General features: G+C 67.1%; 16 protein-coding genes and 1 riboswitch. Of the genes, 10 read left to right on the forward strand and 6 right to left on the reverse strand.

Features of this window, described 5'->3' with window-relative positions:
- Positions 1-155 precede the first annotated feature (155 nt).
- Together CXZ10_RS12855 and CXZ10_RS12860 are read left to right on the forward strand one after the other, a co-directional pair.
- Complete coding sequence (locus CXZ10_RS12855; protein WP_101289736.1) at positions 156-1,151, forward strand: MDR family oxidoreductase; 996 nt, start codon at positions 156-158, stop codon at positions 1,149-1,151.
- Between the two features lie 103 nt (positions 1,152-1,254).
- On the forward strand, positions 1,255-2,154 hold the full coding sequence (locus tag CXZ10_RS12860) for a DMT family transporter (protein ID WP_188129111.1): 900 nt from the start codon (positions 1,255-1,257) through the stop codon (positions 2,152-2,154).
- A 62-nt stretch (positions 2,155-2,216) separates the two neighbouring features.
- Here CXZ10_RS12860 and apbC read toward each other — a convergent pair whose 3' ends face one another.
- Positions 2,217-3,335: an iron-sulfur cluster carrier protein ApbC gene (apbC, locus tag CXZ10_RS12865; RefSeq protein ID WP_101289738.1), complete on the reverse strand. Its 1,119-nt coding sequence runs from the start codon at positions 3,333-3,335 to the stop codon at positions 2,217-2,219.
- Positions 3,336-3,449: 114 nt separating this feature from the next.
- Between apbC and mobA the strand changes: the two genes are divergently transcribed.
- The 4 genes from mobA (at position 3,450) to CXZ10_RS12885 (ending at position 6,850) form a co-directional block, all read left to right on the forward strand.
- Positions 3,450-4,097 (forward strand): molybdenum cofactor guanylyltransferase MobA, encoded by a 648-nt coding sequence (gene mobA, locus CXZ10_RS12870; protein WP_101289739.1) that lies wholly within the window; start codon positions 3,450-3,452, stop codon positions 4,095-4,097.
- Between the two features lie 285 nt (positions 4,098-4,382).
- On the forward strand, positions 4,383-5,162 hold the full coding sequence (locus tag CXZ10_RS12875; protein WP_101289740.1) for an ABC transporter substrate-binding protein: 780 nt from the start codon (positions 4,383-4,385) through the stop codon (positions 5,160-5,162).
- Between the two features lie 150 nt (positions 5,163-5,312).
- Positions 5,313-6,023 (forward strand): ABC transporter permease, encoded by a 711-nt coding sequence (locus CXZ10_RS12880; RefSeq protein ID WP_101289741.1) that lies wholly within the window; start codon positions 5,313-5,315, stop codon positions 6,021-6,023.
- Positions 6,023-6,850: an ABC transporter permease gene (locus CXZ10_RS12885; RefSeq protein WP_101289742.1), complete on the forward strand. Its 828-nt coding sequence runs from the start codon at positions 6,023-6,025 to the stop codon at positions 6,848-6,850. The genes CXZ10_RS12880 and CXZ10_RS12885 overlap by 1 nt, the downstream gene beginning before the upstream one ends.
- 82 nt (positions 6,851-6,932) lie before the next feature.
- On the opposite strand, the gene CXZ10_RS12890 is transcribed toward CXZ10_RS12885, so the two are convergent.
- Positions 6,933-7,208, reverse strand: coding sequence for a glycine zipper domain-containing protein (locus tag CXZ10_RS12890; RefSeq protein ID WP_101289743.1), 276 nt, complete (start codon positions 7,206-7,208; stop codon positions 6,933-6,935).
- A gap of 175 nt (positions 7,209-7,383) precedes the next feature.
- Here CXZ10_RS12890 and CXZ10_RS12895 point away from each other — a divergent pair, with 175 nt between their 5' ends.
- Both CXZ10_RS12895 and CXZ10_RS12900 read left to right on the forward strand, forming a co-directional pair.
- Positions 7,384-8,253, forward strand: coding sequence for an NAD(P)-dependent oxidoreductase (locus CXZ10_RS12895; protein WP_101289806.1), 870 nt, complete (start codon positions 7,384-7,386; stop codon positions 8,251-8,253).
- Between the two features lie 345 nt (positions 8,254-8,598).
- A riboswitch (yybP-ykoY riboswitch) is annotated at positions 8,599-8,762 on the forward strand.
- A 5-nt stretch (positions 8,763-8,767) separates the two neighbouring features.
- Positions 8,768-9,337, forward strand: a complete 570-nt coding sequence (locus CXZ10_RS12900; protein ID WP_101289744.1) for a manganese efflux pump MntP — start codon at positions 8,768-8,770, stop codon at positions 9,335-9,337.
- Here CXZ10_RS12900 and CXZ10_RS12905 read toward each other — a convergent pair.
- The 4 genes from CXZ10_RS12905 to CXZ10_RS12920 all read right to left on the reverse strand — a co-directional run bounded on the left by CXZ10_RS12905 (position 9,291) and on the right by CXZ10_RS12920 (position 15,500).
- A complete protein-coding gene (locus CXZ10_RS12905; protein ID WP_101289745.1) occupies positions 9,291-10,526 on the reverse strand; it encodes an MFS transporter in 1,236 nt (411 codons plus the stop codon). The genes CXZ10_RS12900 and CXZ10_RS12905 overlap by 47 nt on opposite strands.
- Positions 10,527-10,582: 56 nt before the next feature.
- The gene (locus CXZ10_RS12910) at positions 10,583-11,128 is read right to left on the reverse strand and encodes a helix-turn-helix domain-containing protein (RefSeq protein ID WP_101289746.1); all 546 of its coding nucleotides are present in this window, start codon (positions 11,126-11,128) and stop codon (positions 10,583-10,585) included.
- Positions 11,129-11,170: 42 nt separating this feature from the next.
- A complete protein-coding gene (locus CXZ10_RS12915) occupies positions 11,171-13,894 on the reverse strand; it encodes a DUF2339 domain-containing protein (protein WP_101289747.1) in 2,724 nt (907 codons plus the stop codon).
- Between the two features lie 64 nt (positions 13,895-13,958).
- Entirely contained in the window at positions 13,959-15,500 is a 1,542-nt protein-coding gene (locus CXZ10_RS12920) for a sensor histidine kinase (protein ID WP_101289748.1), read from the reverse strand.
- 221 nt (positions 15,501-15,721) lie between these two features.
- On the opposite strand from CXZ10_RS12920, the gene CXZ10_RS12925 reads away from it, so the two are divergent.
- Positions 15,722-16,204, forward strand: coding sequence for an Lrp/AsnC family transcriptional regulator (locus tag CXZ10_RS12925; RefSeq protein WP_201259491.1), 483 nt, complete (start codon positions 15,722-15,724; stop codon positions 16,202-16,204).
- A gap of 106 nt (positions 16,205-16,310) precedes the next feature.
- The gene (moaA, locus tag CXZ10_RS12930; protein ID WP_101289749.1) at positions 16,311-17,318 is read left to right on the forward strand and encodes a GTP 3',8-cyclase MoaA; all 1,008 of its coding nucleotides are present in this window, start codon (positions 16,311-16,313) and stop codon (positions 17,316-17,318) included.
- Positions 17,319-17,343: the final 25 nt, after the last annotated feature.

Below are 17,343 nucleotides of genomic sequence, written 5' to 3' on the forward strand. Positions count from 1 at the left end.
GCTGCCGGATTAACCTTGAAAAGCCGTTAATGACGCTGGCCGCCGCTGCCCCGGTTGGCGCGTTTCCGCGAAAAACGACAATCCACCAGCAGTTTGAAGATGCTGACGCAGGCGCCATCGTGGTAAATGGCGAGGACGAAACGGAAGGAAGAGCAATGACGGATTTCGCTGCGGTGCTGCTCGAACGGGACGAGGAGGGGCGGACAGGAGCCCGATTGACCCGCCTTGCCGACAGCGACCTGATGGCGGGCGAGGTCACGCTTGCCGTCCGCGCCTCGGCGGTGAACTTCAAGGACGGTCTTGCCGTGACCGGCCGCCTGCCGGTGGTGCGGCGCTGGCCGATGGTGCCCGGCATCGACGCCGCCGGCGTCGTCATCGCCTCGGAAGACGCGCGCTGGCAGCCCGGCGACGAAGTGATCCTGACCGGTTGGGGCGTCGGCGAAACCCATCTCGGCGGCTGGAGCGAGAAAATGCGCGTCTCCGGCGACTGGCTGGTGCGCCGCCCGGCGGCACTGTCACCGGTCGAGGCGATGGCACTCGGCACGGCAGGCGTTACCGTGGCGGAAGGGCTCGACAGGTTGGCTCGCCTTGGCGTGACGCCGGCCGACGGATCCATCGTGGTGACCGGCGCGGCCGGCGGCGTCGGCTCGCTCGCCGTCATGCTGCTGGCGCGGGAAGGATGGAGCGTCACCGCCGTCACCGGCCGCCCCGAGGAGGCGGAGCGGCTGCGGCGGCTCGGCGCCGTCGAGGTGATCGGCCGCGATCTGTTCATGGGGCCGGTGAAGCCGCTTGGCCGCGAGCGCTGGGCGGCCGCCTTCGACATGGTGGGATCGGCGATGCTGGCCCATGTCCTGTCGATGCTGAAGCCGGGCGGCGCGGCGATCGCCTGCGGCAATGCCGCCGGCATGGATCTGCCGGCCAGCCTCGCACCCTTCATCCTGCGCGGCGTCAGCCTGATCGGCGTCGACAGCGTGCGGGTGCCGAAGGCGCGCCGCGAGGCGATATGGAGCCGCCTTGCCGACATCGTCGATCGCCAGCGCCTCGCTGCCATGACGGCGGTGGTTGACTTGACCGAAGCGATCGATGCCGGCCACCGGATCGTCGAAGGGGGCATAGCCGGCCGGATGGTGGTGGCGATCGGCGATCTCTAGGGGAATGCCAGCGCGAGCCGGATCGGCCTTCGTCCTTGCCGTGAATCGTTCCATGCAGCATAGTGCGCGTCGGATCGACCGCTTTGAAGGCATTTCCCATTCCATGACCGATTTCCGAGAGACGCTGCGCGGCATCGTTGCGATGCTGCTTTGTTGCCTGTTTTTTCTGATCAACGACACCATCGTCAAAGCCGTGGCCGCCGACCTGCCGATCGGCGAAATTCTATTCATCCGATCGCTGATCGCCACGGTGGTGGTGATCGTTGTCGTCTGGCGGATGGGTCTTCTGCCCAGCGTGTTGCCGCAGACCTCGCGCTTCGTCTTGACGCGCTCGATCTGCGAGGGCATCGCGACGGTGGTCTATCTCACTGGCCTGGTGCATCTGCCGATCGCCAACGCGTCGGCCATCTCGCAGGGCGCGCCGCTCGCCATCACGGCAGCCGGCGCCTTCGTGCTCGGCGAGATCGTCGGCTGGCGGCGCTGGATGTCGGTCGCCGTCGGCTTCCTCGGCATCCTGATCATCGTCCGGCCGGGACCGGACGGCTTCAACAGCTGGGCCCTGCTGCCCCTGGCCTCGGTCGGTATCGTGACGGTGCGCGAGCTCTCGACCCGCTTCATCGCGCCGGCCACCAATTCGGCAGTGGTGACGCTGGTGACCCAGGTGATGGTGACGGTGGCCTGCGGCCTCCTGTCGGCCACCGAGGTCTGGCTGCCGATGACAGCCATGCAGTTCGGTCTGATCGTCGTCGCCGGCCTCAGTTGCATCTTCGGCGTCCAGTTCTCGATCGACGCCATGCGGCACGGCGACATCTCCCTGGTCGCCCAGTTCCGCTATTCCACCATTCCCTTCGCCATCCTGCTCGGCTGGGTCATCTGGGGCGACGTGCCGGACCTTCTGACCCTCGTCGGCATCGCCATCGTCGTCGGGTCCGGCATCTACATCTTCTACCGCGAGCGGGTCCGGCACCAGACGCTCGCCAGCCGGGCGGACCCGTCGGTCTAGAAAGCAATGGGCGCTCCCACCGTTTGGCGAAGCGCCCTGACGCTTGGTTGCTCCAGAGAGCCTTACTCGATGACGATGCGGGGGGCTACCCGCTCGGGCTTGCCGGCCAGCGTGTCGAGAACGCGGTCGGCAATGGCGAGATAGGATTCGGCATGCGGGCCGTTCGGCTCGGTGGCCACCACCGGCAGGCCGGCGTCCGACGTCTCGCGGATGCGCATCTCCAGCGGCACTTCGCCGAGGAAGGGAACGCCGATGCGGCGGGCTTCCTGCGCCGCGCCGCCATGGCCGAAGATGTCGTGATGGGTGCCGCAGTTGGGGCAGATGAAATAGGCCATGTTCTCGACGATGCCCAGGACCGGCACCTCGACCTTTTGGAACATGGCAACGCCGCGCCGGGCGTCGAGCAGGGCCAGATCCTGCGGCGTCGAGACGATGACGGCGCCGGTGAGCGGCACCTGCTGCGCCATGGTCAGCTGCACGTCGCCGGTGCCGGGCGGCATGTCGACCACCAGCACGTCGAGATCGTCCCAGGCGCTTTCGCGCAGCATCTGCGTCAGGGCGGAGACGGCCATTGGCGCCCGCCAGATCATCGGCGTCTCCTCCTCGACGAGGAAGCCGATCGACATCACCTTGAGGCCGTAGTTCTCGAGCGGCACCAGCGTGCGGTCTTCGTTGACCTCCGGCTTCTCGCCGGAGAGGCCCATCAGGCGCGGTACCGACGGGCCGTAGATGTCGGCGTCGAGGATGCCGACCTTGAGGCCGCGCGCGGCGAGGGCGAGCGCGAAGTTGACGGCCGTGGTCGACTTGCCGACGCCGCCCTTGCCGGAGGCGACGGCGATGATCGACTTGACGCCGGGAATGCCGTTCTTGGCCGGTGCGCCATGGCTGTGGGCGTGGCCCTGGGCGGGCGGCGCCTTGGGCGCACTGCCGGGTGCCACCTCGGCGGTCAGCGCCACCGTTGCCTTGGTGACGCCGGGAATGGACTTCACCGCCGCCTCTGCCGCCGCGCGGATCGGCTCGAATCGCGAGGCCTTGTCGGCGGGCACGGAGATCGACAGCATCACCTTGCCGTCCTTCTCGTAGATGTCCGACACGGCGCCGGCCGCGACGATGTCCTTGCCGGTACCGGGCATGGTGATCTTGCTGAGGGCGGCGGCGACCTGGTCCTTGAGGCTTGGCATGGCGGGCTCCGATTGGCTTTTGCTCTACCTAATCCATAATGCCGGCGATCGGGAGTGAATTTGCGGCAGGGCAATCATGCGGACGAACAGGGAGGGGTTGTCCGGTTCTGCCGAATGCCGTTCAATCGCCGCATGACGAAACTGGCTGGTCTCATTCTCGCCGGAGGGCGTTCGAGCCGCATGGGCGGCGGAGTGCCCAAGGCGCTGATCGAGCTCGCGGGCACGACGCTGCTCGCGCGGACGATAGCCGTGCTTGCGCCCGAGGTGGATGACCTCGCCGTCAACCTGCCGCCCGGCGTCGATGTTCCGGATCTGGGGCTGCCGGTGGTGCGCGACGAGGCGCCCACTTTCGAGGGGCCGCTCGCCGGCGTTCTTGCCGGCCTCGTCCGCGCGTCGGCGCTGCCGGTTCGGCCGACCCACCTGCTGACCGCGCCGGTGGACCTGCCCTTCCTGCCCGCCGGACTGGCCGAGCGCTTTGCGACGGCAGCCGGCGATCCCGACGCCATCATCCTTGCCGAAGGGCCGAGCGGACGGGCACCGCTCTCGGCGCTCTGGCCGCTTTCGGTGGCGCCGCGACTGTCGGCTTTTCTATCCGATGGAACGGAGCGGCGGGTCGGAGCCTTCCTCTCCAGAGAGCGGACCGTTAGCGTTGCCTTCGCGCCTGCCATCATCGGGGGGAGGGCGGTCGATCCCTTCTTCAACATCAATACCCCCGACGACCTTGCCGAGGCGGCCGAGCTGATAGCTCAAGGCGATCCGTGATCCTCCCGGCGTGCAGAATCCGACCCCGCGACATAATGTCCCCCGTTGCATCCGGTCGCGGAATAAGATGAAGATGCGGGCGGATCGGCGTCAGCACAAGGTTTAGGCAGTGCGTCGGTTCGCCGGAAGGTTCGGGCGCGCTAGGCTGCTTCAACGAAGGATCTCAACTCCTCGGACGGCTGCGCCAAAACGAACAGGGGGCCGCCCTTCGGTCGCGTTGATCGCCTGAGGCGAAGGCGCGCGCCGGAAGCGGTGGCCGGTCAAACAGGTTCAGAGGGGACAGTCATGAAGTTCGCTAGGACAATCGCTACCGCCGCCGCCTTGATCGCTCTGTCGCTCGGCGGCGCGGCGGCCAAGGAGTGGAAGAAGGTCATCATCGGCACCGAGGGCGCCTATCCGCCGTTCAACTATGTCGACACCGACGGCAAGATGAAGGGCTTCGACGTCGACATCGCGCTCGCGCTCTGCGAGGAGATGAAGGTGGAGTGCGAGATCGTCGCCCAGGACTGGGACGGCATGATCCCGGCGCTGCTCGCCGGCAAGTTCGACGCCATCATCGCCTCCATGTCGGCCACCGACGAGCGCAAGAAGGTCATCGACTTCTCCGAGAAGTATTACAACACGCCGCCGGCCATCGTCGCCCCCAAGGACACCGACATCAAGGGCGTCACGCCGGAAGATCTCGCCGGCAAGGTCATCGGTGCGCAGGTATCGACCATGCATGCCGACTATGTCGAGAAGAAGCTGACCGAGAGCGAGCTCAAGACCTATCCGACCGCCGACGAATACAAGCTCGACCTCGCCAACGGCCGCCTCGACGCCGCCAATGACGACATCGTTGTTCTCTCCGAGTGGCTGAAGACCGAAGCCGGCGCCTGCTGCAAGGTGGTGGGTACGGTGACGCCGGTCCTCGAGATCCACGGCCCCGGCGCTGCCATCGGCGTCCGCAAGGAGGACACCGACCTGCGCGACATGTTCTCGGCGGCGATCAAGGCGATCCGCGCCAACGGCAAGTATCAGGAAGTCAACAAGAAGTACTTCGACTTCGACGTCTACGGCGGCTGAGCCGGGGCGCTGAAAGCAACGAAACGAACCGGCGCGGGTTTTGCTTATTGAAGCAGGCCCGCGCTTGTTGCAAGTGAAAGGCCCGCGAACAGCGGGACGGCGAATGGCGGACCGCCATCGCGACAAGACGTGGTCAGGGGGACCGGCCGGATGGCCAACTATATGGAACTGCTGTCTTTCGGGGACAGCGGCTGGGGTGACGAGTTGGCTCGGGGTGTGCTGGTGACGGTGACGCTGGCGATCGCCACTTTGCCTCTCGGCTTGCTCATCGGCTTTCTGATCGCCCTCGCCAAGAACTCCAGCGAACCGCTGCTGCGCAACGCTGCCCACGTCTACACGACGATCTTCCGCGGCCTTCCCGAGCTCCTGACGCTGTTCCTGATCTACTATGGCGGCCAGATCGCCATGTCGGCGCTGTGGCGCCTGCTGTTCGGCTACCCCTTCGAGATCAACAGCTACCTCGCCGGCATGATCGCGCTGGCCCTGGTCTTCTCCTCCTACGCCAGCGAGGTGTTCCTGTCGGCCTTCAAGGGCATCACGCTCGGCCAGTATGAGGGCGCCTATGCCCTGGGGCTGTCGCGCTCCCGCACCATGCTCCTGGTCATCCTGCCGCAACTCGTCCGTCTGGCTCTGCCGGGCCTCTCCAATCTCTGGCTCAACCTCCTGAAGGACACGTCGCTGGTGTCGGTGATCGGCCTCACCGACCTCCTCAGGAACACCAACATCGCCGTCGGCGTCACCAAGCAGGCCTTCTTCTTCTTCTTCGTGGCCTGTTCGCTCTATCTCGTCATGTCGATCATCTCGTCCTTCGGTCTGCGCCGCGTGTCGGCCTGGGCCGAGCGCGGGCAGGGGAGGCACTGATGAGCTATATCGACGCCCCCTCGACCGAACGGCCGCCCGCCGCCCTCCGCCGCCGCTGGACGGCCGCCCGCTTCACCGGCCTCGCGCTGATGGCGCTCTGGGCGCTGCTCGGTCTCTCCATCGTCTACATCCTCGTCGTCGGCTACGATCCCGAGAAGCTCGCCAAATATGGCCCGCGCATCCTGAGCGGCATCGGGGTGACCCTGAAGCTCGTGGTGATGTCGGTCCTGCTCGGCGCGCTGATCTCGATCCCGGTCGCTGCCGGCCGTCTGTCGAGCAATCCCATCATCGGCGGCATCGCCTTCGGCTATTCCTATTTCTTCCGCGGTACGCCGCTGCTGGCCCAGACCTTCCTCGTCTATTACGGCGCCGGCCAGTTCACCGACACCCTGAAGGCGGTCGGCCTCTGGGTGTTCTTTCGCGACGCCTATTTCTGCGCGGTACTGACCTTCTCGCTCAACACCGCCGCCTATCAGGCGGAAATCCTGGCGGGTGCCATACGGGCCGTGCCGTCGGGTCAGTGGCAGGCCGCCGATTCGCTCGGTCTGCGCCCCTTCACCACCATGTTCAAGATCGTCTTGCCGCAGGCCCTGATCACCGCCTTGAGGCCCTATGGCAACGAGGTGATTCTGATGATCAAGGCGTCGGCCATCGCCTCGATCATCACCGTGCTCGATCTGATGGGGCAGACCCGCTACGCCTTCTCCAAGACCTACGACCTGCAGATCTACATCTGGGCGGCGGTGATCTACCTCGTCACGGTCGAGGTGCTGCGGCGTCTGTGGGAGCTGATGGAACGCCGGCTGACGCGGCATCTCCGGCGCTGAAGACCCGCCAAAAGAACAAGGCCCGAAGCGGTGCTCCGGGCCCTGAAGAGAGATACGCGGCTCAGCGATGGTCGCTATGCGATCAATTGCAGGCGACGCGGTAGGGGCGACCGTAACGATCGTAGGCGACACAGTCTTCGCGGGGCGCCGTTGCGCCGGCCACCGCTGCGCCGCCGATGCCGCCCACCGTGGCGCCGATCAGGGCGCCCTTGCCGCCGCCGGCGATGCCGCCGATCGCCGCGCCGCCGAGCGCGCCAACGGCCGCGCCAGTGGTGACACGCTGCTGGGTCGGCGTCTGGTTGGCACAGGCGCCGAGGCCAAGGGCCAGCGCGGTGACTGCGACTGCGAGAACTTTCATGATTGCCTCCAAAATCTGGTCCTGTCGGTGACTTCAACGCGCCAGCGGTGAAAGGGTTCCCCGCGCCGCGGCATCGCCGCCATCTGGTTCGTCTCCGTGCCTTCTGCTAATGCGGCTAGGACAAGCGCCTGTGACAATAAGCGAAAACACTGCAATTGGATAGATGAGGTTGATGATGGCAAAGGTCGTATTCCTCGGACTCGGCGTGATGGGCTATCCGATGGCCGGCCACCTCCGGACGCGGGGCGGTCACGAGGTCACGGTCTACAACCGGACCGGCGCCAAGGCGGACGCCTGGGTGAAGGCCTTTGGCGGACGCGCCGCGCCGACGCCGCGCGAGGCGGCGGCGGGTGCCGACTTCGTCTTCGCCTGCGTCGGCAACGACGATGATCTTCGCTCGGTCGTGCTGGGTCCCGATGGCGCCTTCGTCGGCATGAAGCCGGGAGCGGTCTTCATAGATCACACCACCGCCTCGGCGGACGTTGCCCGCGAACTCCAGGAAAAGGCCGTCGCCCTCGGTCTCGATTTCCTGGACGCGCCGGTATCCGGCGGCCAGGCCGGCGCCGAAAACGGCGCGCTGACCATCATGGTCGGCGGCGATGACAAGAGCTTTGCCGCCGCCGAGCCGGTGATGCAGGCCTACGCCAAGATGATCGTCCATCTGGGGCCGTCCGGCTCCGGGCAGCTCGCCAAGATGGTCAACCAGATCTGCATCGCCGGTGTCGTGCAGGGGCTCGCCGAGGCCATCCATTTCGCCAAGTCGGCCGGTCTCGACGTCGAGAAGACCATCGCCGCCATCTCCAAGGGCGCGGCCCAGAGCTGGCAGATGGAGAATCGCTGGAAGACCATGACCGCCGGCAAGTTCGACTTCGGCTTTGCCGTCGACTGGATGCGCAAGGATCTCGGCATCGTCTTGGACGAGGCGCGGCGGACTGGCGCCCGCCTGCCGCTGACGGCGCTGGTCGACCAGTTCTACGCCGACGTCCAGGCGTCCGGCGGCAACAGGTGGGACACCTCGAGCCTGATCTCCCGTCTGGAGAAATGATCTGCAAACTGTCGAGTGGTCGGCGGCGCCCCCAGCATCGGACCGAAAAGTGGAATCCGGTTTTCGGAACATCCGATGCACGACAGAAATCCAGAGCGGTGGCCCGGATACATCCGGGCATCTGCCGCTCTAGCGCCCGCCGGGTGGGGCATGGGAGCCATTCGCCTTCCGCAAGGCTCGATAGCGTCCGTGCAAGCAGGCCGATAACTGAACCGAGAAGGGTAGTTTTCTCAGGCGACTAGCTGTTTTGCCTCGGCAAAAGCGTTGCCCTGGCTAACATGCAAATGACTTGCATTTTCAGCTAAGTATTTGAAGTTGCTTGATAATATATCTCGTTTCGGGTATCGAACTCGCATCGGGGAGTAGCCACCGTCGCCTGAGACGGGACCGCGTCAACATGCTCGCACTCATTGCGTGGCGCGGTCGGCCGAAAGGTCCGGCAAGACCGTGGTGACGCCATCTTCGAGCGAGGTGTGCCGACGTCATCCGGTTTTGCGCTCGACTGGTACCGCCGATGTCTCCGATCTCCATCGCCGTGCTCGCCGTGGGCATGTCCATCGACAGCCTGCTTGCCTCGGTCGGCGGCGGCGCCAGCCTCCGGCGCCAGTGCCGGCTCTGCGATGCGATCCTGGTCGGCATTGTCTTCGCGGTCGTGCAGATGATCACGCCCTTGCTCGGCTGGGCGGCCGGTGCGGCCGCCAGCTCCTATGTGGCGAGCTTCGATCACTGGCTGGCCTTCGGCCTCCTGACGCTGGTGGGCGGCCGCATGGTTCTCCTGGCCTTCCGCGCCGAGGAGGAGGGCGCTCCGGAGGCAAGCTTCATCGGCACGCCGGTGACGCTGCTGCTCACCGCCGTGGGCACGTCGATCGACGCCATGGCCGTCGGCGTGTCGCTCGCCTTCGTCAAGGCCAACATCGTCGTCATCGTGGCGGCGATCGGCGCGACGACATTCCTGATGTCGGCCGGCGGCGTGATGATGGGCCGGCTGATCGGCAACAGATTCGGCCGGTCGGCCGAAGTGGTCGGCGGCCTCGTGCTCATCGGCCTCGGCTGCCTGATCCTGCGCGAGCATCTGATCGGCTGACCCCGTCCCCGGCCGCATGGGCAAGCCGCTCGCCGAGCGCAAATCCGGCGAGGGAGATGAGCGACAGTCCGGCCACCACCGGCGCCACCACCGACCAGCCCCAGCGGCTCGCCACGTAGCCGACGAGCGGCGGGCCGATCAGCGACCCCGCCGCGCCGAACTGGGCGAACACGCCGTTCGAGGCGGTGACCAGCGACAGCGCCGCGCCGCTCCGGCGCAACAGCACCGGCAGTCGCGCGAAGGCGATGGCGGCGACGAGGCCGGAGACGGCGTTGGCCGCGATCACCGCCGCGGCGACGATCGTTCCGGACAGGCGCGTCGCAAGCTCCCCATTTGGAAACCCCGCGAAGAACAGCGCCGCCGGCAGCGCGAGGCCCACGGCGACGAGCACCAGCGGACGGCTTGCGCCCTCGCCGGTGCCGATGAGACGCGCGGCGGCGAAACTGCCGGCGATGGTCGCGGCCGACGTCACGCCGGTCACCACGCCGGCGCTGGCGATCGAAAAGCCCCAGGCTTCCGAAAGATAGGCAGGCAGCATGCCGAGAACGCCGACCTCCAGCGTGGTGTAGAAGCCGAAGCCGAGGGCGAGCGCCCATATGGCGGGCGGCGGAACGGCAAACCCGGTCTGCCGGTGTTCGGCCATGGCCGGCAGGCGGAAGGTTCTTGGCAGCGTCACCAGCACGGCCAGCGCCCAGAACACCAGGATCAGGCGCCAGTCGATCAGGCTGGCGGCAAGGCCCGAGAGGATCGTACCCCCGGCGATGCCCACGGGGACGAAGGTGCTCCAGAGCGCCAGTGCGGCGGCGCTGTCGCGGCCAGCCGCCATGGCAATCAAGCTCGGCGCGGCGATGACCACCATCAGGTAGCCGATGCTTTCGACGAGACGGGCGAGATAGAGCAGCGTCGCGTCGGGCGCCGCAGCCGCCGCGAGGCCGGCTGCGGCCACGAGGACGGTGCCTGTCGCCAACACGGCGCGGGCGGAAAAGCGGGCGGCCAGGATGCCGGCAATGGCGCCGAGGCTGGCTCCGCCCGCCTCGATCAGCGACACCATCAGCCCGGCACCAGCCAGCGTCAGGTCAAGGTCGGCGCGTATGGCCGGCATCAGCGCCGCCATCTTGCCGAGCTGGGCGGCGGCCAGCACCCCGGCGAGCCAGAGAAGAAAAATGGTCGGCCAGCGCTTGGTCATCATCGTCAGTCCTTTCGGACGACGGCTAGCAACGCCTCGCGTCACATTCCACGCATGAATTATGCGGGCCGGCCATAGAAGGACGTGGCGAGCCGACCGGCCGAACCGTCCGAAAGGCGCACCCGCTCCCACAGCATCGGGCCGGGCCGGATGGGAATGTCGGGGTCGCCGTTGGCGCCGGTGTCGAAGGCCAGCGATCCAATCTGGCCGTCATGCCAGCCGAGATCCTTGAGCCGGGCTTCGGCGGCCAGGATCTCCTCGGAGGCGTAGACCAGCATCGACCGCCCCAGGTAATCGGCAAGATCCACCCGCCAGTCGGCGGCGCGGGCCGGCGAGGCGGCGAGCAGGCGATGGGTTCGGTCGCAGATGAGGTGGACCGGGCTGGTCGACGTCTCGACCAGCCGCTTCAGCGCCGCGTCCTGGGCCGGGTCGGGGCGGGATGCGAAGATGGCCTGCAAGGCGCGCGCCTGCTCCACCGTGAGCGGCAGGCTGCCGTTCTCCCAGCGCGATACGGTGGGCTGGGTGACGCCCATCAGGTCGGCAAGATGCGACTGCTTCATGCCGGCGAGGCGGCGCAGGTGCCGGAGCGGCAGTGTGGGAACCATGGCAAGGTGTCTCGGTGGCCGAACCGACAGGGTACGTCCGCTTCAGCCTCCCGACAAGCCGCTCCGACGACGCCTGAGCACCGTCTGGTAGGCAAGGCCGATCGCCACCAGCACGCCGCCGAGGCCGATGAAGGACAGGGCCCTGAGCGCGCCGGTGAGGCCGGCCGTGTCGATCAGGAACACCTTGGCCACCACGCCGGCGACGATCACCGCCGCCACCGTGCGCACCGTCCGGCTGGCGGTTGCAAAGCCGATGCCGAGCACCACGAGGCCGAGCGTGAGCCAGACGGCCGAGTAGGCGTAGAGCTCGCCTTCCTCCACTCCGCCCCAGCCGAGGTTGCCCGTGTGCCAGCCGGCGCGCACGGCCAGCGTCGCCCACATGGCAGCGAGCAGGCCGCCAACCGTGGCGGCGATGGTGACGGCATAGGGCGGCAGATCCTTGCGACGGCGGGCCAGTCCGGCGATCAGCAGGGCCATGACGGCCGGCCCGAAATAGCCGAGAAGAAGCGTGCCGTCGAAGGCGCCGCCATCGATCGGCTCGCCGCTGAAGATCGGGTTGTTGACGATGAGAAGGCCGATGGCCGCCATGACCAAGCCGAAACCGCCGAACAGCGGAACACCCCAGATCATGACCGGCGATGGCCGGCGGGCGCCGACCCAGTTGAGGCCGAGCGAGATGGCCATCATCACCATGCTGAGAAGGCTCTGCTCGGCAAGGCTGGAGACAGGCGCGAACATGTCGCCGCCGTTCATGGCATGGTGGACTTCCACCGTCGCCGTCAGCGCCGTGAAGATGACGGCCAGCGCCTCGAACACCGGCACATAGCGCGGATCGCCCGGCGTGCGGCCGAAGCGCCATGCGGCATAGGCGAAGGCCAGCGTCGGCACGCCATAGCCATAGAGCAGCGGGTTGAACAGCACGGTGGTGCCGAGATCGTCGCCGACGATGCGCGGGTCCCAGGCGACGCGAGCGATCACCACGGCGGCGACCGCCAGCGCGGTGGGCCGCAGCGCGACGACCGGCCGCCGCGCCTCCACCCAGGCGATGGCGGCGACCAGCAGGGCGAGCGAGACGGTCAGCATGCCCCGCTCCAGAGCGATGGTCAGGGCGGCGCCGAGTGCGGCGACGCAGCCCACCGCATAGGCGGCAATGGCGCCATCGCGCCCCCTGGCGTCGGAAGCGAGGCGGCGGCCGAGATACTCGGTGACCGAGCCAAGATAGATGGCCGCCACCAGCGCCGCGACGGCGAAGGCCGGCGAGGCCGCGAGGTCAAGACTAGTATTGAGATAGGCGATGGCGATCAGCCCGGTTGGCGCGAAGGCGCCGGCGATGGCGAGCTGCGGCCGGCCGCGCGAGGCGATGGTGCCGGCAAGGCCGGCCACCGTCAGGATCACGCCGAGCAGGATGCCGATGCCGAGATAGTCGCTGCCGGCCGGCGAGGCCAGGAGATCGGCAAAGCCCGGCACGGTGGGCTGGCCGGTCACCGGATCGATGACGACGTTGGAAACCGTCACGTTGAGGAGGCCATAGGCGAGGAGCGTGGTGACGAGCGCCGTCACCGCGAGGCCGCGCGCCGCCGGCCATTCCGAGGCGAGCGCCATCAGGAGCGCCGCGAAGATCACGATGAGGCCGACCGTCAGCGGCTGCGTGCCGGCGGCCGCCACGAAGGCGAGAAGCGGCAGCGTAAACAGGCTGAGGACGCCGGCCGCCGTCCGGTCGAAGGCGGCATCCGCCGTGCGGTCGCGCGGCGCGTGGCTGGTGACGAAGACCACCGCGGCGAGCAGCAGCGAAATCAGGAAATGTGCGGCGATGTAGAGCTGGTCGGCTCCGTGCCCGACGGTTCCGACGGTGGCCGAAAGCAGCAGTGACCAGAGTATGTTGGCGACCGTCGCCGATATGGCGAGCCAGCGCCACAGGCGGAGGCGGGCGACGCCATAGGTGGCGGCGGTGACCACGGCGAGATAGAGGATGAGCGGCAACAGCGCCGGCTCGGTGCTGGAGACGAGGAGCGGCGTGACATAGGCGGCAAGCAGGCCGAGCGCCGCCAGCGCCGGCCCGTGCCTGAGCGCCAGCACCAGGGTGGCGACGCCGACGGCGCCGAGCGCCACGAAGGCGAAGGCCGGCCCGATCAGCCCATAGAGACCATAGGCGGCATAGACCGAGGCGAAGGCCGATACCGCGCCGGCGGCGGCCAGCACGCCGGGAATATAGGCGCGGCGCGCCGGACCGTCCGCTTCGGCAAAGCCGGAGCGGCGCAGCCACTCGCCGCCGGCGAGCAGCAGGGCCGAAAAGACGAGGCCGAGGAGCACCCGCGCCGCCGGGCCGAGCAGCCCTGCTTCAATCGAATAGCGGACGAGGAAGATGCCGCCGAGGCCGAGCGCCAGCCCGCCGACCCAGACGGCCCAGCGGCTGCCGATCTTCTCTTCCAGCGAGTCCCGGGCGGCGAGCGGCGGCTGTTCCGGCTCCGGCTGAGCGGGGTCGTCGGCGCTCTCCGCTTCGTCCAGCGGCTCCGGCGCGGCCTCGGACGCGGCGACCTCTTCCTCGGCTTCGACGATCTCCTCGTCAGGCGCGCTGGCGGCGGGGCGCGCTTCGGTGAGTGGCGGCTCCGCCATGGGCTCGATCCGCCGTGGCGCGCGCAATGCCGCTTCCAACTGCTCGATGCGCCGCCGCAACTCCTGGGTTCGCGAGAAGGCGACGATGCCGAGCACCGAGCCGGCGAGGATCGTCAGAACAATGAGGGCGGCAAAAAGCAGAAGCTCATCCATGGCGCAACCGGCTCCCGTTCGGAAGGCAGTGATAGCCTATTGCGGGAGCTTGCGAAATGGGAGGTCAGGCGTAACGGCGCTGGCCCGCACGTCGTCCCTTTGCCGATGCGCCGTCCTCGATGGGCGGCATCACTTCCATGACGCGCGACGGCGGGAAGGTGATTGTCACTTCCGTCCCCTCGCGCAGCTTCGACTGCAGGTCGAGGGTGCCATCGTGCATCTGCATCAGCGCCACGCAGATGGGCAGGCCGAGGCCGGTGCCCTGTTCGGCGGTCTGGATGGCGAGCGAGCCCTGACCGAAGGCCTGCAGCACGATGGGGATCTCGTTCTCGGGAATGCCGGGGCCGTTGTCGCGCACCGACACATACTGGCCGCCGCCGGCCGTCCAGCCGAGACGGATGCGGATCTCGCCGCCCGGCTGGGTGAACTTCACCGCATTGGACAGGAGGTTGAGGATGATCTGCCGCACCGCCCGCTCGTCGGCCCAGATCTTCGGCAGGTTGGGCTCGAACTGCTCGACGATGGTCAGGTTCTTCGACTTGGCCTTCAGCTTCAGGAGGTGATGGCATTCCTCGGCCAGGAAGGACAGCGTCACCGCCTCCTCGTTGATCTGGTAGCGGCCGGCCTCGATGCGCGACAGGTCGAGAATCTCGTTGATCAGCTTGAGAAGATGCTGGCCCGACGTGTGAATGTCCGAGGCATATCCCTTGTAATGCTGGTTGCCGACCGGCCCGAACACCTCGTTCATCATGATCTCGGAGAAGCCGAGGATGGCGTTGAGTGGGGTGCGGAGCTCGTGGCTCATGGTGGCGAGGAAGCGCGACTTGGCGAGGTTGGCCTCCTCGGCCCGGCGGCGGCTGTCGTCGGAAATGACCTTGGCCTGTTCGAGCTCGGCGATCAGCGCGTCCTTCTCGACGCGGAACTCCATCATGGTCAGCGTCGACTCGTAAAGACGGTAGGCGAGCAGCACGAAGAAGACTTCCGCCAGCACCAGGAAGCTCGCCATCGAATAGTCGACGAAGCCTCGGCCCATGGCGAGCTTCAGGGCGCCGCCGATGGCGATCGGCAGCGTGCTGAACACCACGGCGCGCGGCAGGTTGCTCGCCACCATGGCCAGCACGGCGATGGCGGTGAGCAGTGCGCCGAAGGCGAAGGTGCCGGTGCCGCCGAAGATGGCGCCGGGCAGGAAGAACAGGGCCGAGAAGACGAGGCCGAACATCGCCTCGGCGATCAGGAACTGGCGGCGCCAGTATTTGAGGTTGACCGTCCCCGCCGGCGTCTGGCTGAAGCGCCGGGCAGTGAGGCCGATCAGCGTGTGGGCGATGAACACCGCCCCGGCCCAGACGGCCACATACTGATAGGTCATCCAGTAGGCGGCGGTGCCGCCGAGCGCCAGGATGAGCAGACCGACCGGCAGCCAGCTCGACAGCCGGTTGCGGGCGTATTCCAGCAGGATTTCATAGTCGAAGGCCGGCCGCGTGCCGGACTCCGACGACAGGCGCTCACGAACGTCCCGGACCGCGCGCGTCACGTCGCGGCGGCGCATGGAACGTTGCCTGTTCTGCTCCAGGCGGGCGGTCTGCGACTGGTCCGAGCCCAGGATCATGCTTGATGCCAACTTCCAGCCAATGGTTTGGCCACACTTAAGCCCGATTTTCCCTAACGGCCGGTTCGCTCGTATGGTTAACATACGGTGTTCAACGCATGCGGGGCCTTGGTCGGTCGGACCCGGGGCTTGACAAAATGGAGAAAAAATTTCTTATTCCAGGCTAGATAATCGTCGAAAATAGAATGTCATTTCGAGCTACGGGTGGGCGCAAGATCATGCTGGACCGGCTGGATAGGAAAATTCTCTCGATCCTTCAGGAGGATGCCACCATTCCCGTGGCCGAAGTGGCCAAAAGGGTGGGCCTGTCGACGACGCCCTGCTGGCGACGCATCCAGAAGTTGGAGGAGGATGGCGTCATCCTGCGCCGGGTGGCCTTGCTCGATCCCAAGTCGGTCAACACCAAGGTGACGGTCTTCGTGTCCATCGTCACCAACCAGCATTCGGAGGAATGGTTGCGCCGTTTCGCCGAACTGATCCGCGAGTTTCCCGAGGTGGTCGAGTTCTACCGCATGAGCGGCCAGGTCGACTATCTCCTGCGCGTGGTGGTGCCGGACATCGAGGCCTACGACGCCTTCTACAAGCGCCTGATCGCCAAGATCGACATCTCCGACGTCTCCTCGGCCTTCGCCATGGAGCAGATCAAATACACGACCGCGCTGCCGCTCTCCTACATACAGCTCGACAAGGACAAGCAGCTCTAGGCCCGAAAGCGTTTAAAGATGAGCGTCGGTTGGAGGTTTCCTCCGCCGACCGGTTGGGCTATCGTCACCATTCCGGCAAGTCCGGCCCCGAGGTGAGCGCAACCGCATGCAGCACGTTTCCAACCTGGTCGATCCCTTTGGCCGGCGCGTTGATTATCTTCGCGTCTCGGTGACCGATCGCTGCGACTTCCGCTGCGTCTACTGCATGTCCTCGGACATGACCTTCCTGCCGCATGGCGACCTTCTGACGCTGGAGGAGCTCGACCGCCTCTGCGGCGCCTTTATCCGGCGGGGTGTCAGGCGCATTCGCGTCTCCGGCGGTGAGCCGCTGGTGCGGCGCGGCATCATGGCGCTGTTCCGTTCGCTGAAAAGCTATCTCGACGACGGCAGCCTCGACGAGGTGACGCTGACCACCAACGGCTCGCAGCTGACCCGCTTCGCCGACGAACTCGCCGACTGCGGCGTGCGCCGCATCAACGTGTCGCTCGACAGTCTCGACGCCGACAAGTTCAAGGCGATCACCCGCACCGGCAGCCTCGACAAGGTGCTCGCCGGCATCGACGCCGCCGTGCGCGCCGGCCTCAAGGTGAAGATCAACACGGTGGCGCTGCGCGACATCAACGAGTTCGAGCTCGCCGACATGCTCGCCTGGGCGCATGGGCGCGGCTTCGACATGACGGTGATCGAGACCATGCCGCTCGGCGAGATCGACGGCGACCGGCTCGCCCAGTACCTGCCGCTCAACGAGGTGCGGGCCAATCTCGCCCGCCGCTTCACGCTCGACGACACCAACTACCGCACGAGCGGCCCGGCCCGCTACGTGACCGTCCGCGAGACCGGCGGCCGGCTCGGCTTCATCACGCCGATGACCCATAATTTCTGCGAGAGCTGCAACCGGGTGCGCGTCACCTGCACCGGCACCGTCTACATGTGCCTCGGGCAGGAGGACAAGGTCGACCTCAGGGCACCGCTCCGCGCCTCGGAAGCCGACGATCTGCTCGATCAGGCCATCCTCAAGGCCATCGCCCACAAGCCACGCGGCCACGACTTCGTCATCGACCGCACCGGCATCCCCTCGGTCAAGGGGCGCCACATGAACACGACTGGGGGGTAGGGGACGCACGCTCGCGCGTCCCCGG

Origin of the sequence: Pleomorphomonas diazotrophica, assembly GCF_002844595.1 — a bacterium.
Taxonomy (GTDB): Bacteria; Pseudomonadota; Alphaproteobacteria; order Rhizobiales; family Pleomorphomonadaceae; genus Pleomorphomonas; species Pleomorphomonas diazotrophica.